Annotated in this window: 25 protein-coding genes; 18 read left to right on the top strand and 7 right to left on the bottom strand. The window is 42.7% G+C overall.

Features of this window, described 5'->3' with window-relative positions:
• The first annotated feature begins 112 nt into the window (after positions 1 to 112).
• Both nadE and RM544_RS15445 read left to right on the top strand, forming a co-directional pair.
• Positions 113 to 949 carry an NAD(+) synthase gene (nadE, locus tag RM544_RS15450; protein ID WP_311362721.1) on the top strand — a complete coding sequence of 279 codons (837 nt, stop codon included), beginning with the start codon at positions 113 to 115 and terminating at the stop codon, positions 947 to 949.
• Positions 950 to 974: 25 nt separating this feature from the next.
• Positions 975 to 1313 carry a P-II family nitrogen regulator gene (locus tag RM544_RS15445; RefSeq protein WP_311362720.1) on the top strand — a complete coding sequence of 113 codons (339 nt, stop codon included), beginning with the start codon at positions 975 to 977 and terminating at the stop codon, positions 1311 to 1313.
• A gap of 46 nt (positions 1314 to 1359) precedes the next feature.
• Here RM544_RS15445 and RM544_RS15440 read toward each other — a convergent pair whose 3' ends face one another.
• Both RM544_RS15440 and ygfZ read right to left on the bottom strand, forming a co-directional pair.
• The gene (locus RM544_RS15440) at positions 1360 to 1845 is read right to left on the bottom strand and encodes an FKBP-type peptidyl-prolyl cis-trans isomerase (RefSeq protein WP_311362719.1); all 486 of its coding nucleotides are present in this window, start codon (positions 1843 to 1845) and stop codon (positions 1360 to 1362) included.
• 11 nt (positions 1846 to 1856) lie between these two features.
• Positions 1857 to 2834 carry a tRNA-modifying protein YgfZ gene (gene ygfZ, locus RM544_RS15435; protein WP_311362718.1) on the bottom strand — a complete coding sequence of 326 codons (978 nt, stop codon included), beginning with the start codon at positions 2832 to 2834 and terminating at the stop codon, positions 1857 to 1859.
• Positions 2835 to 2960: 126 nt separating this feature from the next.
• Here ygfZ and RM544_RS15430 point away from each other — a divergent pair, with 126 nt between their 5' ends.
• The 3 genes from RM544_RS15430 to RM544_RS15420 all read left to right on the top strand — a co-directional run bounded on the left by RM544_RS15430 (position 2961) and on the right by RM544_RS15420 (position 4712).
• Positions 2961 to 3212, top strand: coding sequence for an FAD assembly factor SdhE (locus RM544_RS15430; protein ID WP_311362717.1), 252 nt, complete (start codon positions 2961 to 2963; stop codon positions 3210 to 3212).
• A 91-nt stretch (positions 3213 to 3303) separates the two neighbouring features.
• Positions 3304 to 3765, top strand: coding sequence for a hypothetical protein (locus RM544_RS15425; RefSeq protein WP_311362716.1), 462 nt, complete (start codon positions 3304 to 3306; stop codon positions 3763 to 3765).
• A complete protein-coding gene (locus RM544_RS15420) occupies positions 3762 to 4712 on the top strand; it encodes a MaoC family dehydratase (RefSeq protein ID WP_311362715.1) in 951 nt (316 codons plus the stop codon). The genes RM544_RS15425 and RM544_RS15420 overlap by 4 nt, the downstream gene beginning before the upstream one ends.
• Positions 4713 to 4717: 5 nt before the next feature.
• Here the strand turns inward: RM544_RS15420 and nadB are convergent, their stop codons facing one another.
• Positions 4718 to 6313, bottom strand: a complete 1596-nt coding sequence (gene nadB / locus RM544_RS15415; protein ID WP_311362714.1) for an L-aspartate oxidase — start codon at positions 6311 to 6313, stop codon at positions 4718 to 4720.
• Between the two features lie 192 nt (positions 6314 to 6505).
• On the opposite strand from nadB, the gene rpoE reads away from it, so the two are divergent.
• The 10 genes from rpoE (at position 6506) to RM544_RS15365 (ending at position 15507) form a co-directional block, all read left to right on the top strand.
• Positions 6506 to 7084 carry an RNA polymerase sigma factor RpoE gene (gene rpoE / locus RM544_RS15410; RefSeq protein ID WP_311362713.1) on the top strand — a complete coding sequence of 193 codons (579 nt, stop codon included), beginning with the start codon at positions 6506 to 6508 and terminating at the stop codon, positions 7082 to 7084.
• A 73-nt stretch (positions 7085 to 7157) separates the two neighbouring features.
• Complete coding sequence (locus RM544_RS15405; RefSeq protein ID WP_311362712.1) at positions 7158 to 7763, top strand: sigma-E factor negative regulatory protein; 606 nt, start codon at positions 7158 to 7160, stop codon at positions 7761 to 7763.
• Positions 7764 to 7826: 63 nt separating this feature from the next.
• On the top strand, positions 7827 to 8876 hold the full coding sequence (locus tag RM544_RS15400; RefSeq protein WP_311362711.1) for a MucB/RseB C-terminal domain-containing protein: 1050 nt from the start codon (positions 7827 to 7829) through the stop codon (positions 8874 to 8876).
• Positions 8873 to 9355 (top strand): SoxR reducing system RseC family protein, encoded by a 483-nt coding sequence (locus tag RM544_RS15395; RefSeq protein ID WP_311362710.1) that lies wholly within the window; start codon positions 8873 to 8875, stop codon positions 9353 to 9355. The genes RM544_RS15400 and RM544_RS15395 overlap by 4 nt, the downstream gene beginning before the upstream one ends.
• Positions 9356 to 9603: 248 nt before the next feature.
• Entirely contained in the window at positions 9604 to 11400 is a 1797-nt protein-coding gene (gene lepA, locus RM544_RS15390) for a translation elongation factor 4 (protein WP_311362709.1), read from the top strand.
• A complete protein-coding gene (gene lepB, locus RM544_RS15385) occupies positions 11400 to 12326 on the top strand; it encodes a signal peptidase I (protein WP_311362708.1) in 927 nt (308 codons plus the stop codon). Before lepA ends, lepB begins: the two co-directional genes overlap by 1 nt.
• A gap of 88 nt (positions 12327 to 12414) precedes the next feature.
• Positions 12415 to 13089, top strand: coding sequence for a ribonuclease III (gene rnc / locus RM544_RS15380; protein WP_311362707.1), 675 nt, complete (start codon positions 12415 to 12417; stop codon positions 13087 to 13089).
• Positions 13082 to 13987: a GTPase Era gene (era, locus tag RM544_RS15375; RefSeq protein ID WP_311362706.1), complete on the top strand. Its 906-nt coding sequence runs from the start codon at positions 13082 to 13084 to the stop codon at positions 13985 to 13987. The genes rnc and era overlap by 8 nt, the downstream gene beginning before the upstream one ends.
• 50 nt (positions 13988 to 14037) lie before the next feature.
• Positions 14038 to 14682, top strand: a complete 645-nt coding sequence (gene pdxH, locus RM544_RS15370) for a pyridoxamine 5'-phosphate oxidase (RefSeq protein ID WP_311362705.1) — start codon at positions 14038 to 14040, stop codon at positions 14680 to 14682.
• 30 nt (positions 14683 to 14712) lie between these two features.
• On the top strand, positions 14713 to 15507 hold the full coding sequence (locus tag RM544_RS15365; protein ID WP_311362704.1) for a TatD family hydrolase: 795 nt from the start codon (positions 14713 to 14715) through the stop codon (positions 15505 to 15507).
• Here the strand turns inward: RM544_RS15365 and RM544_RS15360 are convergent.
• Positions 15483 to 16067, bottom strand: coding sequence for an AhpA/YtjB family protein (locus tag RM544_RS15360; protein WP_311362703.1), 585 nt, complete (start codon positions 16065 to 16067; stop codon positions 15483 to 15485). The two genes, RM544_RS15365 and RM544_RS15360, sit on opposite strands and share 25 nt — an antisense overlap.
• A 130-nt stretch (positions 16068 to 16197) precedes the next feature.
• Between RM544_RS15360 and serB the strand changes: the two genes are divergently transcribed.
• Complete coding sequence (gene serB, locus RM544_RS15355; RefSeq protein ID WP_311362702.1) at positions 16198 to 17223, top strand: phosphoserine phosphatase SerB; 1026 nt, start codon at positions 16198 to 16200, stop codon at positions 17221 to 17223.
• Here serB and RM544_RS15350 read toward each other — a convergent pair.
• Together RM544_RS15350 and RM544_RS15345 are read right to left on the bottom strand one after the other, a co-directional pair.
• Positions 17212 to 17739, bottom strand: a complete 528-nt coding sequence (locus RM544_RS15350) for a CreA family protein (protein WP_311362701.1) — start codon at positions 17737 to 17739, stop codon at positions 17212 to 17214. The genes serB and RM544_RS15350 overlap by 12 nt on opposite strands.
• Before the next feature lie 531 nt (positions 17740 to 18270).
• Positions 18271 to 20715 carry a PilZ domain-containing protein gene (locus RM544_RS15345; protein ID WP_311362700.1) on the bottom strand — a complete coding sequence of 815 codons (2445 nt, stop codon included), beginning with the start codon at positions 20713 to 20715 and terminating at the stop codon, positions 18271 to 18273.
• Between the two features lie 206 nt (positions 20716 to 20921).
• Between RM544_RS15345 and radA the strand changes: the two genes are divergently transcribed.
• A complete protein-coding gene (gene radA, locus RM544_RS15340; protein WP_311362699.1) occupies positions 20922 to 22289 on the top strand; it encodes a DNA repair protein RadA in 1368 nt (455 codons plus the stop codon).
• Entirely contained in the window at positions 22286 to 23014 is a 729-nt protein-coding gene (locus RM544_RS15335) for an alpha/beta fold hydrolase (protein ID WP_311362698.1), read from the top strand. Before radA ends, RM544_RS15335 begins: the two co-directional genes overlap by 4 nt.
• Before the next feature lie 76 nt (positions 23015 to 23090).
• On the opposite strand, the gene ettA is transcribed toward RM544_RS15335, so the two are convergent.
• Positions 23091 to 24755, bottom strand: coding sequence for an energy-dependent translational throttle protein EttA (ettA, locus tag RM544_RS15330; RefSeq protein ID WP_311362697.1), 1665 nt, complete (start codon positions 24753 to 24755; stop codon positions 23091 to 23093).
• Positions 24756 to 24794 lie beyond the last annotated feature (39 nt).

Here is a 24794-nt window from a genome sequence, read left to right as displayed (position 1 = left end):
TATACGCTATTTTCCTTCCTCTTGCGTATACACAATCAGGGGAGGTTAGTCGAGTTTATACCTTGCCGATGTAGTGAAAATGTGAGAATCGAAATAATTGAGAGTGAGAACAATGTTAAAACAAGAAGTCATTAATGAAATGCGTGTACTGCCTGAGATTGATGCGGAGCTTGAGATCCAGCGCCGCACCCAATTTATAAAGAATCAATTAACAGACTCAGGGTTAACAACATTGGTTTTAGGTATCAGCGGTGGGATTGATTCCTGCACTTTAGGTAGGTTAGCGCAGCTTGCGGTAAATGAGCTAAATGAAGAAACTAATGCTGCTTACCGATTTATTGCAGTGCGTTTACCGTATGGTGTGCAAGCAGATGAGCAAGATGCTCAAGCGTCGATAGATTTTATTCAGCCTAGCGTGCAGATGACAGCGAACGTCAAGTCAGCAGCCGACGCGATCCACGCTTCAGCCATTGAAGGCCTCAAAGCTGCCGGTGTCGATAGCTTTACTGATACACATTCTGATTTTGTTTTAGGAAATGCCAAAGCCAGAAGTCGAATGGCTATTCAATATGATATTGCCGGTTTAACACAAGGTTTGGTGCTAGGTACTGATCACTCGGCAGAAAATATTACGGGTTTTTATACCAAGTTTGGAGATGGCGCTTGTGACCTTGCTCCTTTATTTGGTTTGAGTAAACGTCAAGTGCGACAACTTGCTCAACACATGGGAGCGCCAGAAAAAGTGATTACTAAAGCGCCTACCGCCGATTTAGAATCATTAACGCCACAAAAATCTGATGAAGATTCTCTAGGCTTAACTTACGATCAAATTGATGATTTTCTTGAGGGCAAGAGTGAAGACACGGTTGCTGATGACAAACTATTAGCTATATACTTAAAAACGCAGCATAAAAGAGTCGCGATCCCGACAGTATACGACAGTGAATAACATAAACTAGGACTGGTTTTACACTATGAAAAAAGTTGAAGCGATAATCAAACCATTTAAGCTTGATGATGTTAGAGAAGCTCTTTCTTCGGTAGGAGTATCTGGTATCACCATGACTGAAGTTAGGGGTTTTGGACGCCAAAAAGGCCACAAAGAATTGTATAGAGGCGCTGAATACAATGTGGACTTCTTACCAAAGGTCAAAATTGAAATGGTTATTCCAGATGCGCTTGCAGAACGTGTTGTAGAAACCATACAGACGCATGCAAAAACTGGCAAAATTGGAGATGGCAAGATATTTGTCTTTGAAGTCGAGCAAGTCATTCGAATACGAACGGGTGAAACAGATGAGGAAGCTATTTAGCTTCCTCTTAATACAGTATTAAGCGCAGTGCAGCCACTTGTGAAGTTTAGTGACTGTGTCCACAACCGCCTTCACCATGCACATGGCCGTGGGCGATTTCATCTGCAGTAGCTGCTCTTACATCAACAACCTCAATGCTAAAAGCCAATGACATACCAGACAATGGATGATTACCGTCTACTGTCACAGTGCTGTCTGTTTTGTCCACGATAAGAACAGATTGCTCACCGTCATCGGTTGTCGCTCTGAAGCTCATACCCACTTCTACGTCCATACCCTCGAACATAGCTGCGGGGACTTCTTGGATCAAATCATCGTGGCGATGACCATATGCTTTTTCCGGGCCCACCTCTAAGTCGAAAGTAGCCCCTTTCTCTTTACCGTAAAGGGCATCTTCTATCCCTTCAATCATAAAATGGCTACCTTGCAAGAAAGCAAGTGGCTCTGCTTCACGAGAAGAGTCGATCACGTCTCCTTCAGTTGTCTTTACAGTGTAATGAAGGCTAACTACGTGGTCTTTTTGAATTTCCATGCTGAGTCCTATTATTCATCTAGAGTGTATGGCAAGGCTTCTACAGTGAAACTTTGCTCAGGATGTTCCTTTAACCTTAACACAGACCCTAAGTCTGTGTCATTCGATAGGACCGCAAGTGCCAGCACATTATCGGTATTTGCCGAACAAGTTGCGGTTTGTAAAAGTGTACCGCCGCTTCGCCAGTTTTCTCCAACTTGTTTCTCAAGTGCTGCACCATTGGCAATGAATGGAAACTGGCTGTTCGTATTGCCTGAAAGTAGGTAAGTCGCTCGCTTATTGCGGCCAAGAAATTTAGTTCGAGCCACCGTTTCTTGCCCCATATAACAGCCTTTATCAAAGTCGATTCCGGCGAGTAACTGAAGATTCAGCATTTGTGGGACAAATTCATTGCTGGTAGCTGAACTGAGCGAGGCGATACCGTCAGCAATCATGGCAAAATTCCAATCATTCTGACCGGCTGCTGACATAAGCCCAGGACAGCTTGACTCTTTTATCACTGCAGTAAAATGTTCGAAACCGGAATGGCTTAGCATTAATAGTAACTTGGGTGTAGACAAATTTATACAGATTGCTATGCCGTTAGCATTTTCCACTTTACTCAAGTGCTCTGTCGCTAACTCAGGAAACAAGTTTTTAGCTAAGGCAATATTATCACTGCCACTTAGCCCAATAAAATTCGGGTGGGAAGGAATATCGTTTATCTCTACTTTCGAAAACACACCGTACTTTTTGAGTTCAGGAAGACTTTTGTCTATGCACTCTTTCGGCATTATTAATTCGTAGCCACCAGCAACACTAACGATCGTGAATACGGACCAAGTTTTACCTTTGAAATCACAATGCGCACCAAACCGAGCATTAGTTTCGTTAACACGGTCGAGGTCTATGGTGAGTTGACCTTGTAAGTATTCCTTCGCCTGTGGGCCTGTGACACTAATTACTGCCATTTCGTCTAGGCTAGCAACAAAATTCTGAGGGTCTGTCATGAATCAATACTCCAATAATTCTGTATTAGTCTTGGGACCTAATGAAAAACATCGTTTGATCCCAAGTGCAGCTATAAATAACTGCTTCTTATGATATCATTAATGGGACTTAAATAAGGTAAAACAATGTTCACAGCAAAAAGATTAGCAAGATTAAAATGGGCTTGTAGACGCGGCATGTTAGAGCTAGATGTTTTGTTTCTGCCGTTCGTGGAGCAGGCGTTTGATGAGTTGAGTGATGGTGAAAAGATGACGTTTGAACGTTTATTGACGTGTGACGATCCTGATTTATTTGCTTGGTTCATGGGGCATCAGAAATGTCACGATCCTGATTTAGCTAGCATGGTTCAAAGAGTACTCAGTAGAGTCAAAGTTTAGGCGAGCAGTTCATTTGGTCGTTTGCATTCACTTTTCACGCTATTCGCCAATAAAGTTATGTAACTACCTACTGCTCTTTACCTTAGCATGTGTGACACTATTGCCGCCTTGGTTTGCCTCGGTTGTAACATCACCATATCTAAAGCAATTAACACTTTGGGGGCTAGGCTTTGCAGGCGTTTTTTTCTCGGTCTGGCTCTGGCGTGGTCTCTCTAAAAGAACACCTATCCACCTAAAGTGTTGGTTTGAACTAGCAGATGGCGTTCTGACGATACTACAACACCCTAGGGTTAGCCCGGGTTCAGATAGGAGCGACGGTCAAATATATCGTGATTTAGCGTCACAATATAGAATATTACCAAGTTCGCGTGTCAGCCCTTGGCTACTGTTTCTCAAGTTGCAGCTTATCGATAAAGAGTCAACAATGAGTGGAAGCAGAGTCACTAGCGTCAAAGACGTAGTGCTATTACCAAGCAGTGTCAGTAAAAGAACGTATCGCGCACTTGCATGTTGTATTTTTCGTTCGCAGCAAAAGGATAAAGTGTCGAAATGAATATGGGTTTATTACAAGCTGCTTTTTACAAGCCTCCTCAAGCCGCTTCAGAAGAGCTTGCGTTACCCACACAAGTGCGTGAGCAAAAGCATCAAATCAACACCAGGCATTGTGAGAAGTATCACAACTTAGTTGCTTGGAATTCGGGTATTGCATCGGTTATTCACCCAAACTATTTACAGGTACTGACGTTGCCGATGCAGCTTTCAATGATGGTAAATAAACCATTTCCATTTAAACCCATGGGTTTAGTGCATTTGGCAAATGAAATAAAAGTGAATGAGTTGCCGGAACAAAACGCTGGGTTACACCTGAAAACGAGTTTCGCTGGTCTTCAAGTCCACAAGCGTGGATATGTATTTGCATTGAAAAGTGAAGGCTTTGTTGACGAAGCGCTAGCGATTGAAGCAACATCATTCTATTTAGCAAGAGTTAAACACGACTTAGCGCATGATGAACAAAGCGGTCACATAGCATCGAATCCAGAAACTATACAATTGTTACCGTCATTGAACAACAATGACCACCAAGGGCCATCTTTATCATTTCCGCTAACATTCGAACAAGGCATAGGCAGACGATATGCCAGTGCGTCTGGTGACTACAATCCAATACACTTGAGCCGTTGGAGTGCGAAACTGCTGGGTTTTAGGCGAGCAATAGCGCACGGCATGTATTCAAAAGCTATCTGTATATCTATGCTCGCAAAAAATGACGCCTTTGATTGCAGAACCGCTAGCCCATCTATTTTCGCGGATAAAGCGATTACAACGCAATTTGTTCAACCCATTTACTTGCCAAGCGCAACAGAGATGGAGGTCAGTCAGGCAATCCCCAAAAGTGACGAAATCCAAGGTAATGAACTACCCAGTTTACGTTTTTCGCTCAAATCTCAACAACGCGCTAAAACAAGGTTGCATATATTAGGTGAAGTAAGCACTATTTGAAGCCGTTAGCTTTCTTTTACAATAATTGTCGGTCCTGACTCAGGTAGTAAATTAGGATAGTCTAAGTTGTAATGCAAACCTCTGCTTTCACGGCGCTGCATGGCGCATTCGACAATCAGCTGTGCAACACACACAAGGTTGCGGAGTTCCAGCATGTTATTACTGACTTTAAAGTTACTGTAATACTCATCAATTTCTTGTTTTAAAAGATTGATTCGACGTTTTGCCCGCTCAAGTCGTTTATTTGTGCGCACAATTCCAACGTAATCCCACATAAAAAGTCTCAGTTCATGCCAGTTATGTTGGATAATCACTTGCTCATCCGAATCAATAACGCGACTTTCATCCCAGGCGGGAATCTCTTCATCTAACCAATCACCAGCTAAATGCTGCAATATATGTTTACCGGCAGCGTGTGCAAACACAATACACTCCAAAAGCGAGTTACTCGCCATTCGATTAGCGCCGTGTAAGCCGGTATAGGCGGTTTCACCGATCGCATACACATTATCTAAGTTTGTTCGTGCATCGAAATCAGTGACAACGCCACCGCATGTATAGTGTGCTGCGGGAACAACAGGTATAGGTTGTCTGGTAATATCAATACCCAGAGAGCGACAGCGTCTATAAATATTAGGGAAGTGCTTTTTCACAAAGTCAGTCGACTTGTGACTGATGTCTAAGTACATGCAATCAGCACCTAAGCGCTTCATTTCAAAATCTATCGCCCTAGCGACAATGTCACGTGGTGCTAAATCAGCGCGTGGGTCAAATTTATGCATGAATTTAGTACCATCCTCATGACATAGGAAAGCCCCTTCACCACGCAAGGCCTCGCTGATTAAAAAGTTACCGGCATCAGGGTGATACAAACAGGTAGGGTGGAATTGATTGAATTCCATATTTGCAATTTTACAGCCTGCGCGCCATGCCATTGCGATACCGTCACCACTTGATACATCTGGATTGGACGTGTATTGATAAACCTTACTGCCACCGCCGGTTGCGAGAGTAATAAAACGGGAGCGAATCACTTCAACTTGTTCTTTCTTACGATTCCACACATATGCCCCAACACACTGGCCTTTCTGAGTTTGACTTTTAATAAGGTCTATTGCGTTGTAGCGTTCAAAAAGGTGGATGTTTGGGTGATTGGCGACGCTATCAGAAAGTGTTTCTTGCACTGCAGCACCAGTCGCATCTGCAGCGTGTAAGATGCGTCGATGGCTATGGCCACCTTCACGTGTAAGGTGATATTTTGTTTCTCCGGTAGTACTGGGCTCTTGGTCGAAAGGCACGCCTTTTTCAATTAGCCATTGCATGCTTTCTTTCGCATTGCTGGCGGTAAACGCAACAACGGCTTCATCACAAATCCCAGCGCCAGCATCAAGAGTATCTTTTATATGGCTATCAATTGAATCGGTATCGTCAAATACCGCAGCTATGCCACCTTGAGCGTAGCGCGTACTGCCCTCATCAATATCACTTTTACTGAGTACGATAACATCGCAATGTTCAGCCATTTTTAAGGCTAAACTGAGACCCGCAGCACCACTTCCGACGATTAATAAATCGCAACGATGTTCAATTGTTTGAGACATATAGAAAATTCTAGGTAAAATACACAGATAAATGTCTGGCAATACTAATCTACTAAATAAAAAAAACAACTTTCTATGTTTTCGTTTTATTTTTAATTATTTGTCATTTTAATCGAACTTATCCATAAAGTGTCTGTCTATTACTACACTTGCATGAGCCATAAGTGATTCAGTTTAGGAGTAGTGGCTCGAATGAGCGAGCAGAAAACCGACCAAGAGTTAGTTGAACAAGTACAAAAAGGTAACAAGAACGCATTTAACCTGTTAGTCGTAAGACACCAAAACAAGGTGATGAATATCGTTTCAAGGTACGTAAAAAACAGCGGTGATGTTGCTGACGTTACTCAAGAAGCGTTTATCAAAGCATATCGAGCGTTACCTAATTTCCGAGGGGAAAGTGCTTTTTACACTTGGCTGTACCGAATTGCGGTAAACAGCGCAAAAAATTATTTAACGTCGCAGGGACGAAAGCCGCCTGCGAGTGATGTCGATGCGAGTGAAGCTGATTATTATGATGGTAGTGATGCTTTAAAAGAAAACAATTCACCTGAACGTTCATTATTATCCGATGAACTTCAGGAGAAACTGTTTTCTACCATTGATGGCTTACCGGATGATTTGAAGGCCGCGATAACCTTAAGAGAAATCGAAGGCCTTAGCTATGAAGAAATAGCAACTGTAATGGAGTGTCCTGTGGGAACAGTTCGCTCACGGATTTTTAGAGCGCGAGAAGCAATTGATAAAGTGATATTGCCTCTGGTGCAAACATAAACATCTACAGGTATTTACCGAACGCGGAAACTCGCGTTATGATATCAGTAGTGTTCAAGTAGGAAAGTCTTATATGACGCAACAGCAAGAAAAACTATCAGCATTTTTAGATGGCGAAGGTCATGATAGCGATGTAATTAATGGCTTAACTAGCGATGCTGAACTTGCAGATAAGTGGAAACGATATCACCTCATTCGAGATTGCATGCGCAATGAGATGACCTCGGATCTGAACTTTGACATAAGTGCACAAGTGGCTAGCAAGCTAGAAGGCGAGCTTCCAATGGTAGCACCTAAGCCTAGCTGGAAAGAGCTTCCAGTTGTTGCCTCTGTGATTCCTTTGGTCAAACAAAGCGGCCAACTCGCGGTTGCTGCTTGTGTGACTGCGGTAATGATTTTCAGCTATCAGTCTTATAATCAGCCTGAAGAAAGTCAGCCGTTTTTGACTGCACCAACAAATGGACCTTTGGGTGGTTTAGCACCGGTGAGCTTGTCCTCTAGTAACGGTGTTAATCGTGATGATATGGCTCGACTCCTAGAGCAACAGCGCCAGATAAATGCGCTAATAGAAGATCACCAAAGACAAATTCGCTTGAAAAATGCGGGCAACGCAGAATCTAATCAAGTAAAGACAACTGAAGGCGATGAGTTAAGCGAGCAAACGCCCCCTCAGAAATAGTCAATTAAGAAGTGAGCACTATCGATGTTTTATAGGGCAGTGTTAGCAAAAAAGCGAAGCATATTGATTAGCTTCGCTGTAGTTGTCAGTGGTTTAGCTTTTCACACCCTAGCTCACAGTCAAAGTACTGAAGCGAAGCAAAGCCAACATTCCGAAACACAAAATTCTCTCGTTGAAGAAGTCTCTCGCAATGTGTTGAAAGAGGCAGATAGTTTCGATCCTCGTTCGCCAAAAGCATGGCTAGAACGACTTGCCAAACAAACCAAAACTCAAAGTTATGAAGTGTCCTTTGTGCTCAATATTCCTGGCAAAGATGCGCAGCCTTATTTATGGCGTCATGCTGTGTTGGAAGATGAGACGCACATTGAACAATTAAGCCTACTTAATGGTCCTGGTTTCGAACATATTAGGGTCAATAATGTGGTGAGTTTGTTTCAGCCTGGTTACCCACCGTATAGTATTGCGGGCAAAGCGATCGATGGTCCTATTCCATATGCATTGCTATACGAACCAGAGACTCTCGAGCAAGCTTACCAATTTATATTAGTCGGAAGAAACCGAGTTTCAGGCCGTTCAGCGCAACAAATTAGAGTCACTAGTCGAGATAAAACACGCTACGGTTATCAAATCTGGTTGGACGAAGAAACAGGCATGTTACTAAAGCTAAACATGTACGGCTTGAATGGCGAACTTTTGCAACAAATCCAAGTTACCCAGTTAAAGCTAGACGAGAGAATAGCCGATATTTTCAAACAATTACAACGAGATAGCTTACCAAAAGCGATCACCGTTAAAATGCCTCCACAGCGACAGCACGAATGGCGCTTGGCTTTCGTTCCTGTTGGCATGAGAGTAGTGAAACAAGACATACATCAGTTGGCTATTACTGGGCAGGTGGTTGAGTACAGTTTGTTTAGCGATGGATTAGTTAATGTTTCTGTGTATATTCAAGCCGCAAGCGGTGCATTTCAAGAGGACGTTAATTTGAATAGCGGGGCTAATACGGTGCATTCACGAACAAATGGCAAAGTACAAGTGACCGTGGTGGGAGATATCCCCTTAGTGACAGCGCAGTTAATGGCTGAATCCATTGAGGTGATAAACCCTCAATGATTGAAGAAACTGGCATTGTTCGCATAGTCGAAGGTAACACTGTTTGGATAGAGACTACGGTTAAGAGTACCTGTGGTAGCTGTCATGCGAGCGAAAACTGCGGCACCAGTGTAATTGCAAAGGCATTTACAAATAAGCCTGAGTTACTAAAGTTACAAGCACCAGATTCTCTTGTCGTTGGTCAAAGGGTCAAACTGGGCGTGCCAGAGAGCCAATTATTGTCTGCTTCAATGCTTGTTTATATATTGCCACTTTTTGCTTTGATCTTTGCTGTTGTTTTACTACAAAGCCTTTTACCATCAGCGCATGAAATATGGCAAATAGGCTTAGGTTTTGCTGCTATGGCGATGAGTTTCTACGCATTGCGCAGACGTGAATTGAATGGCAAGCAGAAACACTTTTCTCCTATTATTCTTGGTGCTGTGAACGAAGACACGGTGACCATGAAAAACGAGATACCACTAAAGAAGCTTTCCTGACTTTACACCTTGAATACGCGCTGAATCAGTCACATTCCACCTTTAAATAAACCCCTTGCCGAGAAAATAAGTAACAATGTGTGTGATAGGGTATTAATTATCCTCTAATCGTTCGCATTTGTGCCGATAAAACGGTAAAATCGCGGCTCTATTTTTCGCACAACAGTCCCTGCTCGGGCAGATCCTACAGTAAGTTGAGGATCTCAGATATAAAAGCACGGTCTACTTCAAGGTATTTAGCAAAATTTATGCAACTAAAGAACATTCGCAACTTCAGTATTATTGCGCATATCGATCACGGTAAATCGACGCTTTCTGACCGCTTGATTCAAACATGTGGCGGTCTAACGAATCGTGAGATGTCTGCTCAGGTACTTGATTCAATGGATATTGAGAGAGAGCGTGGAATCACGATCAAAGCGCAAAGCGTTACTTTGTACTACGAAGCGAAGGATGGCGAAAAGTACCAATTGAATTTCATCGACACGCCAGGGCACGTAGATTTTACTTATGAAGTATCGCGATCTTTGGCCGCGTGTGAAGGCGCACTCCTTGTTGTTGATGCAGGGCAGGGTGTAGAAGCGCAAACTTTAGCTAACTGTTATACCGCCATCGATATGGATATGGAAGTTGTGCCTATCCTCAATAAAATTGATTTACCCCAAGCTGAGCCGGAAAGGGTTGCTGAAGAAATAGAAGATATCGTTGGTATTGATGCTATTGACGCCGTCAAGTGCTCGGCAAAAACAGGTGTTGGCATCGAAGATGTCTTAGAAGAGATTGTAAAGAGAATTCCGCCGCCAGAGGGTGATCGTGAAGCTCCCTTAAAAGCACTGATTATTGATTCTTGGTTCGACAATTATCAAGGTGTTGTCTCTTTGGTTCGTATCGTTCAAGGTGAGCTTAATGCCAAAGACAAGATTCAAATTATGTCTAATGGCGTAGTTCACCAAGTTGATAAAGTGGGTATTTTTACACCAAAGCAAACAGATACGGGTACTTTGAAAACCGGTGAAGTTGGCTTCATCATTGCTGGTATTAAAGAAATTCATGGTGCGCCAGTCGGCGATACTATTACCCTTGCGAAAGCACCTGCTGATAAAGCCTTACCGGGCTTTAAAAAGATTAAGCCGCAAGTATATGCTGGCTTGTTCCCAGTCAGCTCTGATGATTACGAAGATTTTAGAGATGCCTTGGCAAAACTCAGCTTAAACGATGCTTCCTTGTTTTATGAACCTGAAAGTTCAGCAGCGCTAGGCTTTGGTTTCCGTATCGGATTCCTTGGTATGTTGCACATGGAGATTATTCAAGAGCGTTTAGAACGAGAATATGACCTGGATCTCATCACAACCGCACCGACCGTGGTTTATGAAGTGAAAACAACGAAAGGTGAAGTCATACAGGTTGATAACCCCTCCAAACTGCCACCTATCAACGATATTGATGAGATGCGTGAGCCTATTGTTACTGCCAACATACTCGTACCACAAGAATACCTCGGAAACGTAATCACGCTATGCGTAGAAAAACGTGGTGTGCAAACAGCGATGACTTACCACGGTAAGCAAGTCGCAATCACCTACGACATTCCAATGGCTGAAGTAGTGCTTGATTTCTTCGATAGACTAAAATCAACCAGCCGCGGTTTTGCGTCACTTGATTACAACTTTAGTCAATTTAAATCAGCTAATATGGTCAGGCTAGATATCCTTATTAATGGTGAACGAGTCGATGCGTTAGCGATCATTACCCATAAGGACAACGCTCAGTATCGTGGACGTGACTTGGTTGAAAAGCTTCGCGAACTGATTCCTCGTCAAATGTTTGATATCGCTATACAAGCGGCGATAGGTACGCATATTGTTGCGAGAAGCACAGTGAAACAGTTACGTAAGAACGTTATCGCTAAATGTTATGGCGGTGATGTTAGTCGTAAGAAAAAACTATTACAAAAACAAAAAGATGGTAAGAAACGAATGAAGCAAGTAGGTAATGTTGAATTGCCGCAGGACGCATTCTTAGCAATTCTAAAGGTGGATAATTAATGGCGAATTATTTTGCAATCTTCTTAGTGGTCATGACGGCCGTTACCGGTCTCATTTGGTTGATTGATGCTATATTTTTTGCACCAGAAAGAAAGGCAATGGCATTGGAAGAGCGACGCGCTGTACTAGGCGACGACACAATCACTAAATTAGAAGGTGAGGAAGCCGATCCGCATTTGCCTATGCTTGTTGATAATGCCAAGCAATTCTTCCCTATTTTTGCTTTAGTGATGGTTTTCCGTTCTTTTCTTTATGAACCGTTTCAAATTCCTTCGGGCTCGATGATGCCGACATTATTGGTGGGTGACTTTATTCTGGTTGAAAAATTTAGTTATGGTATTAAGGACCCTGTTTTTAGGACCAAACTCATTGAAACCGGTGAGCCTAGCAGGGGAGACGTTGTCGTTTTCAAATTTCCCGAAGACCCAAGTGTTGACTACATTAAGCGTGTAGTCGGTTTGCCAGGAGATAGAGTGGTTTACAAAGACAAGAAGCTTTTTATTACGCCAGCGTGTGATCAGAGACCTTGTCCACAAACCGCGATTGCGCAAGAAGAAGTGGGTAAAACTGACTTTATTGGTCGTATGAATGGTCGTTTGGTAGAGTACAAAGAAACGCTCGGTGAAAATACGACGGGAATACTCAAAGATCCAAACGAGAGAGACGCAATCAGTCGCTATGAACCAAAACAACCCGGTACAGCCTACAACGAATGGCTTGTTCCTGAGGATCATTACTTTGTTATGGGCGATAATCGCGACAATAGTGAAGACGGACGTTTTTGGGGCTTCGTTCCTGAACAGAATCTGGTTGGTAACGCCGTCTTAATTTGGGTTAGTTTTGAATTTGAGAGACAACCAGAGGACTTTATGCCTACGTGGGTGCCATCAGGTATTAGATTTGAAAGAAGCGGCTCCATTCAATAAGCGCTTACCTATTAAGCGTGCAGGTAAAAACGTATCTTAGAAATCGCCATTAGTAATGGCGATTCCTTGAGTAAGCACAAGAGTTGACATGAATCGATACGATAAACTGAAAGCAGTACTAGACTACACATTCACTGACATGGCATTGTTGGAACAAGCTTTTACGCATCGAAGTGCCGCCAAACAGCATAATGAGAGATTAGAGTTTTTAGGCGATGCAATACTCGGAATGGTGGTTGCAGAGATCCTATATCATCGTTTTCCTGAGCAACCAGAAGGGAAACTCACTCGGATGCGCTCCTCATTAGTTAAAGGCGATACATTAGCGAAAATAGCCAAGGAACATAACTTTGGCGAGTATTTAAAGCTTGGCTCGGGTGAAATGAAAAGCGGTGGACACCGTCGTAGCTCTATACTCGCTGATGCAGTTGAAGCGGTTATTGGGGCTATATTCATCGAAGCTGGGATAGACGCTGCAAAGAATACTATCATTAAGCTGTTTGAATCGAGAGTCGCTGAGCTAGACCCAAATATTCAGATTAAAGACAACAAAACACAGCTCCAAGAGTTTTTGCAATCGCGCCAATTGCCACTCCCTATTTATGAAGTAGTGTCAATTCGCGGTAAAGATCACGCGCAAACCTTTGAGGTTAACTGTACAGTAGAACCTCTGAATTCAAATCAGCTTGGCATCGGTAAAAGCCGTCGCCAAGCCGAACAAAATGCTGCAAAACTAACATTAGAGAAGCTAATAAATGAGTAACACGCATTGCGGTATGATCGCAATCGTCGGTCGCCCAAACGTGGGCAAATCAACGATCTTAAATCAAATTTTGGGGCAGAAGGTGAGTATTACTTCACGCAAGCCGCAAACGACACGCCATCGAATAATGGGGATTGACACCATTGCCGATCGCCAAGCGATTTATGTTGATACACCTGGGTTACACACTGAAGAGAAGCGCGCGATAAATAAACTCATGAATCGTGCTGCATCGAGCTCTTTAGGTGAGGTGTTTTTGGTTCTTTTCGTCGTAGAAGGTACGCGCTGGACTGAGGATGATGAGCTAGTCTTGTCAAAAATAAAACAGGCGAACATCCCGTGCTGGCTGGTGGTCAACAAAACCGATAAAGTCACCGACAAAAATAAGCTAATGGAACAGCTCCAAGTGCTGAGCTCAAAACATGACTTTGACAATGTTATTCCGGTAAGCGCTAAGCAAGCCAAACAGGTTGATAGAGTGCGTCAGTTAGTATTGAAAGCACTTCCGGAAAGTGAGTTTTATTTTCCTGATGATTACATTACCGACCGATCTAGCCGTTTTATGGCCGCTGAAATTATTCGTGAAAAGCTAATGCGATTTACGGGGGATGAATTACCCTATTCTACAACAGTCGAAATAGAACAGTTTAAATTGACCCCCTCCGGTGTGTATCACATTAACGGCTTGATTTTGGTTGAGCGAGAAACTCAAAAACGCATGATCATAGGCAAAGCGGGCAGCCATTTGAAAACGATGGGAGCCGAAGCGCGAAAAGATATGGAAGCGCTGTTCGACAACAAAGTGTTTTTAGAGCTCTGGGTGAAAGTTAAAGCGGGTTGGGCGGATGACGAAAGAGCCTTACGTTCTCTTGGATATGACGGCGATTTCAAAGCTTAGAAATTCATCCATGAAAGCTTAAAAGAAATTTTCCAGCTTAGGAATGCAGAATGACAAAAGCAATTAGTGACCTGAGAAAAGAATATAAACTAGGAAGGCTAAATGCTGATGCCTTAAGTGAGCATCCGGTCGACCTTTTTCAAACTTGGTTCAATGACGCCTTAGAGGCGGGCTTGCCTGAGCCTAATGCGATGACGGTCGCAACAGTAGATGCAGCAGGTAAACCGAGCCAGCGTATCGTATTACTCAAAGATGTAAGTCGTGACGGTTTTGTGTTTTATACAAACTTGGGCAGCCGCAAAGCTAAAGACTTGAAGTATAATCAACATATTTCTCTTCACTTCCCTTGGTATATTATGGAACGTCAAGTAAGAGTAAATGGCGTTGCAAAACCACTTAGTCGCACTGAAGTGGCGAAATATTTTTTATCCAGACCGACCGACAGTCAAATAGGGGCTTGGGCGTCGCAACAAAGCCAGCCTATTTCAACACGCGAACTATTAGTGACGCAATTCGCACAGATGAAAGAGAAGTTTGCTAAAGGGCAAGTACCTTTACCTGATTTCTGGGGCGGCTTTCGTGTAGAGCCCGAACAAATCGAGTTTTGGCAAGGCGGCGAGCATCGCTTACATGATCGTTTTGAATATACCAAGCAAAGCGATGCAAGCTGGACAACTCAGCGCTTAATGCCTTAGATATCTCTTACCATTTTCTCTGGAGGCATCTTGATAGATAGCCATTGCCATATCGACTTGCCTGCATTTGATCATGATCGCATAGCAGTCTTAAAAGCGGCAGCAAACAGCGGTGTAGAGCGTTTTTTAGTGCCTGGCTTAAGTAACGAGCAATTCACTACACTCTTAGGCTTGCAGCAATTACTACGTGATAGTCACGGCATACCCATCGATATTGCGCTAGGTCTCCACCCGTACTTCTATACGAGTACTTTGGCCAATGGGATAGCGCCTGCGCTAGATTTGTTCGAAGCACATGCCAAGCAGCACCGGCAAGATGTAGTAGCACTTGGTGAAACGGGTATGGATGCGAGCATCAAGTGTGATCTAGACACTCAAGAGACCTTGTTGAGGGCACAGCTATCCGTTGCGAAGGAGCTTCAGTTGCCTGCGATCCTTCATCATCGCCAGTCTCACAATCATTTAATTCGAATACTTAAATCGATGCGATTTTCATATGGTGGGCTTATTCATGCTTTTTCTGGCAGTGCTGAGGTTGCAAAAACCTACCTAGATTTAGGCTTTTTACTGGGAGTAGGCGGAACCATTACTTATCCAAGAGCGAAGAAAACTCGCGCTACGATAAAAAATATACCGCTCGAATATTTAATGCTGGAAACTGATTCGCCAGATATGCCTCTGAACCATTTTCAAGGACAACGAAATACACCAGGGCAACTTCCCTTAGTCGCCGAGGCCTTAGCCGAATTGAAAGACGTTTCTGTCGATACCGTAAAAGAACAAACGACCTTAAATTACCGTCATTTATTTAAGGTGTCAGAGTAACGGTAATTTGCTCTCACTTTATAGAATAAACGCGTCAGAATAATTGCACAGACAGCGGTTAAAAACATAATTAAAGCAGTTTGAATGAGTTGGCTTTTGGTAAAGGCGCGGTGATGCTGAATAATAGAGTCGCGGTCTAGAACTAGTTTCACATATCCAATGGTTTTGCCGTCGTGTACTATATCTTCAACGAATATTAGAGGTGGCTCATTAAGTACTCTAAATTGTTCAATAATACTGTAATCATCATCGAAGCTTTTGATGGTTTTACCATGTTGGTCATATAGGGAAGTGCCCTTCACAAAGCTATCTGTTTCAATGGTATCGACGTAACTCTCTATACTTTCCTCATCTCCAGACTGCATAGGTGAGGCTAACATTCTTGCTGCCTGGGCTGCCAAACTGCGACCTAATTGCTCTGATTCTAAGCTATACCATTCATAAGCATTCTTTGTATACATAAGCCAAAGATTAACAGCAATAATAAGCACACAAACGGCCAATACGAAATTGGAAATACGCTTTAGCATTGAAAATTTGGCTGGTTTCTTGGCGTCCACTGTTTACTCTTATTATTTTCTCAGCTAGCACAATAGGATAAATCAGGCTTTTTGCCAAGACATAGTTTTCTTGCCCTACTGCTTTCGCTATAGTATCGACATTAATATCTAAATCGTTATCGGAATCACTTTGTACGCCACTTCAAAAGAAACTGTAGATACTAGCCTAATTGATACACTCAGTACGCAAACTTTCACACAAATACTACACCGCGAGGAAACGCTGTTTTGGCATCCAGATGATTCAACATTAATTGCCAAGCAACAAACTGATAAGTCCAAACAGAGCAGACTGGTGCTAGCCGCTGCTAGTTTACATTTTGACTCGCTGGCCAACATGTTCGTCGCGCTCGGTATTCACAAACAAACACTGCAAATTGAACTGAACAAATACCACCAAATTTATGATAAAACGGTGATTAACGTCTCATGCGAACTGCCTGAAACACTTCAATGGCGGGAACGTATTGCCGAAGTTAGCCGTCAGTACTTTATGGATATATTCGTTCAAGAAGATGTGAATATTGAATCTAAAGGGCTTGTTGTATTTGATATGGATAGCACACTTATTGAGATGGAATGCATTGATGAAATAGCGAGTTTAGCTGGCGTAGGTGAAGAAGTGGCCGAAGTCACCGAAAAAGCCATGCGTGGTGAGATCGAATTCTCAGAAAGTTTGCATCATCGTGTGAAATGCTTAGAGGGCGTATCCCTTGATGCTTTGTTGAATATCCGCCAGCGCTTGCCTTTCATGCCAGGTTTTACGCTGTTAATTCAAGAGTTAAAAAAACATGACTGGAAAATCGCAATTGCCTCAGGTGGCTTTACCTACTTTGCTGATCACATCAAACAACAGTTTGGCTTTGATTACGCTTTTAGCAACACTTTAGAGTTAGTTGGTGAGCGTTTGAGTGGCAGAGTCAGCGGTGATATTGTCGATGCACAAGCGAAGGCTGATATCTTGGAAAAGCTTGCCACTAATAATAATATCCAGTTGAAGCATACTATTGCGGTAGGGGATGGCGCCAATGATCTATTGATGATGGCAAAAGCCGGCGCCGGAATTGCATTTAAAGCTAAACCTAAGGTGGAAGCGCAAGCCGCAAATGCTATTCGTTTCAGCGGCTTGGAAGGGGTGCTTTACTTACTCGGCTAGTTCACTCGCTGGTTTGACATTCTCGTTATAAGCTTGTGTTCCCCATAACGGCACAGTAGATAAGCTGTGCTTAAAGCTGCCAGACGTTTCTTTGGTTGAATATGACACGTACATTAGGGTTTGAGAACCTGCATCATATACACGTCTGATCTTCATGGTTTTGAAGAAAATACTTTTTGACTTTCTGAATACGACTTCTCCTGATTTAGATTTATCAATTTGCGCTATCATACTCGGCGTAATTTCACCTGTTTGTCTACAAGCGATCGAACTGTCAGAAGGGTCAGCAAGACTTAAGTCAGCTTCAATACTTGCAACGTGACATGTGACACCAGGCACTAAAGGGTCAACTAAAGTGTTGAGCTTAATATCTTGCGTCGTGAAGACGCCAAGGGATATATCACCTACCTCAGACTTATCGCAAGCAGCGAGTCCTCCAACGCAAATTAAGAGTAGACCAAGGCGCTTGTATTTATTCGCCCATGTATTGGAAATTGTTGTGTTTGATGTGCTCATATTTGGTCCATTTAAGTTGTCGTAAAAGCTAATGTAGCATTGACAATCAAGCGCTGAAAGGAACATTTTGTTTGGAGCGTGGAGAGTAAAATAAAAAAGACGATATCCTTACCGTCTTTTTTATTTTGGTGGGTGTTTCCTTATTTAACATCAAATCCTGTTAACTCTTAAGAAGCATTTCTGCTACTGATTGTGTCGCCGTTCTTTGATGTGTTGATTAAATCACGATGAAAAGGGTAAAACCGTATAAAAACAAATAATAAGTATCTTTAGAGATATCAATAAAATACATATAAAACATGGGGTTAAGACTAAAGTATAAATTCAAGCTTGGACTTTAGTATAGAATTTATTGCAGTGATGATGTTTGGGATGAATTAAAATCATTTAAAAACAATGTGTTAGATTTGTAGGGTGAGGTAATGTATTACTTTTGGCGCTTTTGCTACGATTACCTTATTCAGCTCAGTGAATTTCAAATAAATCAGTGTTTTTAGGGGTGAAATTGTTTGAGTAAACGTAGATTGGTGCTTATTTGTGCACTTGATATCGGAATAAAAACTCGTCGGTGATATCGCTCAAGAAGACTTGGCCAGAAATATCCCACATGTACTCCTCAAGTAGCTTCGCTTTATGCACTGCGTAGCGAGTTAAGTAGCTAAGTTCTTGTTCTAAGAGCGACACATCAGGGCGAGCGCTCTTGTTAATAAACACGCTAAACGCAAAAAACTCACCGCGTTCGCGTGCTGCTTTTATAAATTGTAACTTGGAGCGATGTGTTGCTAGTTCATTTTCCCAATGCGCAGTGATCGCATTTTCAATATCATGGTTGCGCGGGTCATAAGCAACATATAGCTCAGCTTGCGTTGGGCGTGAATCGACCCGCAGTGTTCTCAGCGCATCGCGCACAAAAGCATTGCTCTTATGTTTATCTTGAAATAGCCACGAAAGATTCAATTTTGGGCTTGGTCGTTGATGTTTCAGCAAAGCAGCCCAAGCTGCGTTGCGATTTTCAAAAATAACTCTCAGTGGGTAATAGCTGCCCTTCTGTTTACCAATAAATGCACAAAATTCGCTGCTATGTTTTGCATGCAAACATCTTAGTGCATGTCCCATACCCGGCACAGTTTCCTCATTACTGATGGTTTTTAATTTGTCTTTGTTATTCTCGATTAACGCGGTGAAAAATTGTTCTGCCACACTTAACTCGTGTTCCGATATCGCCTCTAAATGGAGTACAAGTTTATCGTAACTGATATGTCTAACTCGATATTTTAAATCTTCAAGTACGAACTGAGTTGTTTTCTTTTGTAATTTGGGAAACGAAACACTCACGCGCGAATTGATGCGTTGTTCATAGGGTAAGTCTAGTTCAATCTTTAAGCCACTGACCGAACAGTCTTCGCTGATGCCGCTTATGGTATCTGAATAAGTGGATAACTCAACGGATGAGCGCAGTTTGTAACGTGTCTCTTTACGCAACTCCTGTTGCTTGTATCGAAAAGATAGTACAGGTTCTGGTGGTTTGTTTCTTGGGTGACCAAATACAGCGAGTTCTTTCACTTTATCACGCTCAAGTTCAATTTTTTGGTAACACTGCTGACCAACTAAGTGCGAAACATCCGAGACGGTTATCATAGTGGTAATGTGTTGCAGTTTGGATTCGAGTCGTGGCGAAATCTTTTTATTTAAACGATCTATTTTTTTATTAATACCGTTGGGAAGTGAGGTCGGTACATGCGCCATTTTTGGATCGACGACATCATAACTCAAACGATAAACTCGCCAGCTAACGCGGCGAGACGCATAACTTAAAAATACGGATTTCAACTCTGGATTTGCGTCTAATTCATTTGTCGTTGCGGAATAGAAGTAGATTTTGCCATCTTTTATATGAGTAAATGCATAAACCCATAGGCTTGACGCTGAGGGATAAGATCCGAACAAGGTGTTTAACCGACTTGAGTTGAGTAAAAAACCGATGTTTTGCTCATCATCCTCGTCAAGCCAGTAATCTAAGATTTCCTTGTTGCTACCATTAACACAGGCAAACTTAGCGACTGGCTCATCTTTGTCTTGTGTATCAATAAACACCGGTAATCCGGGTGCCGTGCTGCTAAACGCTTGTTCATATATTTTGTTTTCAATCGCAGCAACAACATTGTCAAGATTGACCTTATAACGACGTTTGTTCGTTTTTATGAGCTTTCTTAAATAGTCGTCAAATAAGCTCGGATACCTATTATGATCCCGCTCTAAATGCAGCCGAGCTTGCTCTTCTTGCCCTGTAATCTGGACTAGTTGATACTCAACTGCCGTTTTTCGTAAATCAGAATCAGCACTAAAACCTCGGAATATCACACTCAATGTCGTGTTTTCCTGTAGGGCATGTATCTGACTTGCTTCTTTTAACTTGAGTTTTAAACCGTGCAAACTAATGTCGACTGTCGTTGCAAAAAAGCTCTGATTGTCAGGCAGGAAAACTTCTACAAGAACCACGAAATTCATGCGCTCTTCATAGCGGTGGGCGATATCTAAAAGTGGCTCTGTTTCAGCCAAGTATTGCGTGCCATTCCTGTCGGTCGGTGATACTTGTTCATTGGAGACTAAATGATTAAATACGGAAGTGTGGTGTGATTGTTGTTCAGCTAATGCCAGCACAGCTTCGTATACGCCAAAAGTATATTTGCCATATGCACGCGTCTGTTCTTCAAACAACTTGCTTGATTTAGCATCAAGGTAGTGTGTGATACCTTTATAGGTAACAAACTCACAAGGTTGTGGAACCTTTGAACGCAAGTCCAATACGCGCAGACACGGTTTGGCTAAGCGTTGAATTTCCATTTTGATCAGAAAACGCTTTTCATTGCTGAGGTCTTTCGTAACATCCTCGAACAGGCGCTTGAACGCGGCTTGCTCCAACATGGGGGCTAGCTTATTTATCAATGCTCGATATTCAGAAAGTTCGTTAGACATGTATTCCTAGACTGTAGGCCCTAGATATTATTGTAATTTAGGTTAAGCTCACTGCATAAATAAGCCTGATATTTTTTCTCGCCTTAAATGAGATTATCGGCAATTTACGCTAAAGCTAAACAGATTTTTAGAGTGAATTGAGCTAACATAATAGGCTTTAAATCAAGCGCTAAACGCAAACATACTCCTTGGAAGATAATTAGTAAATGGCAAAAAGAAAAACGGCTTTTGTATGCAATGAATGTGGCTCTGAACACCCACGCTGGCAAGGCCAGTGCAATGATTGTAGAGAATGGAATACGCTTTCAGAGATTGTTATCGAAAACTCGCCAACCAAAGGTGTCCCTACCGGCAGAGGTGGTTACTCTGGCATTACTGCCGCTAAAGTAGAAGTGCTCAATGAGATAGACCTAGCAGCATTACCGCGCTTTTCTTCCGGCTTTAAAGAACTTGACCGAGTATTAGGTGGCGGAATTGTGCCAGGCTCGGCGATGTTAATTGGCGGTTCGCCAGGCGCAGGTAAAAGTACCTTATTATTACAAGTGATGTGCTTGTTAGCGAAAACCAATTCAACGCTGTATGTGACGGGTGAGGAATCATTGCAACAGGTGGCCATGCGCGCCAAAAGACTGCAACTGCCAGATGATAAGCTCAAATTATTAGCCGAGACAAATGTCGACACTATTTGTCAACTGGCGCTCCAGCATAAGCCTTCGATAATGGTTATTGATTCGATTCAAGTGATGCACATGAGTGATATACAGTCTGCCCCTGGTGGTGTGTCACAAGTAAGAGAAAGTGCCGCGGCATTAACTCGTTTTGCTAAGCAGCATCATATTGCAATGTTTTTAGTTGGCCATGTAACAAAAGATGGAAGTCTTGCCGGTCCAAAAGTCCTAGAGCATTGTATTGATTGCTCGATGATGCTGGAAGGTGAAAGTGACAGTCGTTTTCGCACACTGCGCGGCACAAAGAATCGCTTTGGTGCAGTTAACGAACTGGGTGTTTTTGGTATGACCGAGCGGGGTATGAAAGAAGTTTCAAATCCTTCTGCCATTTTTTTAAATAGAGAAGAAGCCTCGTCTCCCGGCAGTATCGTAATGACAATCTGGGAAGGCACAAGGCCTTTGCTGGTTGAAATCCAGGCTTTAGTTGATTATTCACAACTCTCAAATCCACGCAGGGTCGCAGTGGGCTCAGACCAAAACCGTTTAGCGATGTTACTCGCTGTGATGCATCGACATGGCAACGTGCAAATGAACGATCAAGATGTTTTTGTCAACGTAGTGGGCGGTGTCAAAATAAATGAGACTGGCGCTGATTTAGCCTTATTATTGGCCATGGTGTCGAGTTTCCGCAATTACACCTTACAAAAAGAGTTGATTGCCTTTGGGGAAGTCGGTTTATCTGGCGAAATCCGCCCGGTGCCGAATGGTACGGAAAGAATTACAGAGGCCGCAAAACATGGTTTTAAACGCGCAATCGTTCCGAAAGGAAATATGCCAAAACAAAAAATCCCCGGAATCGAAGTGGTTCCCGTGAGTCGCCTGTCAGAAGCGTTGGAAGCCTTATGAGTCAGTCTCCAGTCATTTTCTTCCCTGGGACTTTGTGTGATGAGCGAGTTTTCATGCCGTTATGGTCTGAATTAGCGTTAAACAACAAGGCTTTTGTGCCATTGCAATGGGCAGAAAACTTAGCTCAAATGCAATCTTTGAGCATGGATAGACTCGCCTATTTCGATGAACCAGTGCACTTAGTTGGTTATTCAATGGGGGGGTATATCGCGGCATTAACTGCGATCCAAGAAGCAAATATAGTAAAGGATAAGTCAAAGCGTAAGGTGGCTTCGTTGAGTATGGTCAGCAGTTCAGGAACAGCCTTAGGAAACAGTGAATTGGAACAACGTAAACTGCTACTTCAAAGTATCAAAAAGAAACAGTACAAGGGAATGACGCAAGCACGCATTAACTTTATGCTGCACCAAAATAACGCTGACGACACCGAGCTTTCTTCTACTATTAAAGCAATGTCCGACGACCTAGGGCCAGCTACTTTAGCTACTCAAACTGAAGCCACTAGCGAGCGCAAAAATGTATTAGATGCCTTAGCGAATTTGCAAATTCCAGTTCATTTCATACTCGGTGAGCACGACAAAATTGCTTCACCAAAGCAGTGTTTGTCTCATGCTTCACTTTCTCGTCAAATACAAACTACCGTGATTGAAGGCGCGGGGCATATGCTACCGCTTGAAAAAAGTAAACAATTAGCGCTAGCCTTAAGTAAGACATTTAAAGGCTAAACAAATCGAATAGCACTGACGCCAGAACTTGGTGATTGAACGTAAAAAAGGCCGCGATTGCGGCCTTTTTTCTGTGTTAGCTAATGCTTTTGTATTTTAGACGATGGGGTTCAACCACGTCTTGGCCATAAGTGGCCTTCAGCCATGCTTCGTATTCATTATAGTTACCCTCGTAGAAGTTAATTTTCCCTTCATCACGATAATCCATAATGTGAGTAGCCACTCTGTCTAGGAACCAACGGTCATGCGAAATTACCATGACACAACCTGGGAACTCTAAGATAGCGTTTTCTAGGGCTCGCAAGGTTTCAACATCGAGATCGTTGGTTGGCTCATCGAGTAAGAGTACATTACCGCCCGCTTTTAATAACTTCGCTAGATGAACTCGGTTTCGCTCACCACCAGACAGATCTTTTACAAATTTCTGCTGATCGGTTCCTTTAAAGTTGAAGCGACTGCAGTATGCGCGGCTATTGATTTCAAAGTTACCAATTTTAATGATGTCTTGGCTGTCAGATATTTCATTGAAAACTGTTTGATTGCCGTCCATGTGATCACGAAACTGGTCAACACTTGCTAACTGCACGCTGTCACCAATATCGATATTTCCTGAATCAGGTGTTTCCTGACCTGTTAGCATGCGGAACAAGGTAGATTTACCTGCACCATTGGGTCCAATAATACCTACAATTCCACCTTTCGGTATTTTAAAACTCAAATCGTCAATCAGGAGGCGATCGCCATATGATTTCTTTAAATTCGTCACTTCAATGACTTTGTCACCAAGACGTTCGCCTGGTGGAATAAATAATTCATTGGTTTCGTTTCGTTTTTGATAGTCGCCTGTGTTTAACTCTTCGAAACGGCTCATTCTTGCTTTGCTTTTTGCTTGTCTACCTTTAGGGTTGCTGCGGACCCATTCTAGTTCTTGTTTAATCGATTTCTGACGAGCATTCTCAGTACGTTCTTCTTGCTGTAATCGAGCATCTTTTTGCTCCAACCAACTTGAATAATTACCTTCCCAAGGAATACCTTGGCCACGGTCAAGCTCAAGTATCCAGCCAGCCACATTATCTAAGAAGTACCTATCATGGGTAATAGCTACCACGGTTCCTTCATAGTCATGTAGGAAACGTTCTAACCATGCAACAGATTCAGCGTCCAAGTGGTTTGTTGGCTCATCTAGCAGCAACATTTCGGGTTTTTCTAAGAGCAGGCGACACAAGGCAACTCGGCGCTTTTCACCACCTGAAAGTTTGCTCACATCTGCATCCCAAGGTGGCAAGCGAAGTGTGTCAGCCGCGCGCTCTAGTGCATTCTCTAAATTATGACCATCTTTGGTTTGAATGATCGCTTCCATTTCTCCCTGTTCTTTAGCAAGGGCATCAAAGTCTGCGTCAGGTTCAGCATAGGCGGCATAAATTTCATCAAGACGTTTCAAGGCATGAGCAACATCTGCAACGGCCTCTTCAATGTTGCCACGTACGTCTTTGCTCTCATCGAGCTGAGGCTCTTGTGGTAAGTAACCAATTTTTAGATCGGGTTGAGGGATGGCTTCACCTTCAATTTCGGTATCTAATCCAGCCATGATGCGAAGTAGGGTAGATTTACCTGAACCATTGAGACCTAAAACACCGATTTTTGCTCCTGGGAAGAAGCTAAGGGAGATGTTCTTTAAAATTTGACGATTTGGTGGGACGATTTTCCCCACTCTATGCATACTATATACATATTGAGCCATATTGATTCTCTCTATTGAAAAGTTGTGCTGCATTTATAT

This window comes from Brumicola blandensis (assembly GCF_031846165.1).
GTDB lineage: Bacteria > Pseudomonadota > Gammaproteobacteria > Enterobacterales > Alteromonadaceae > Glaciecola > Glaciecola blandensis.
The sequence above is the reverse complement of the archived record's forward strand: the minus strand, read 5'-3'. Positions and strand labels throughout refer to the sequence as shown.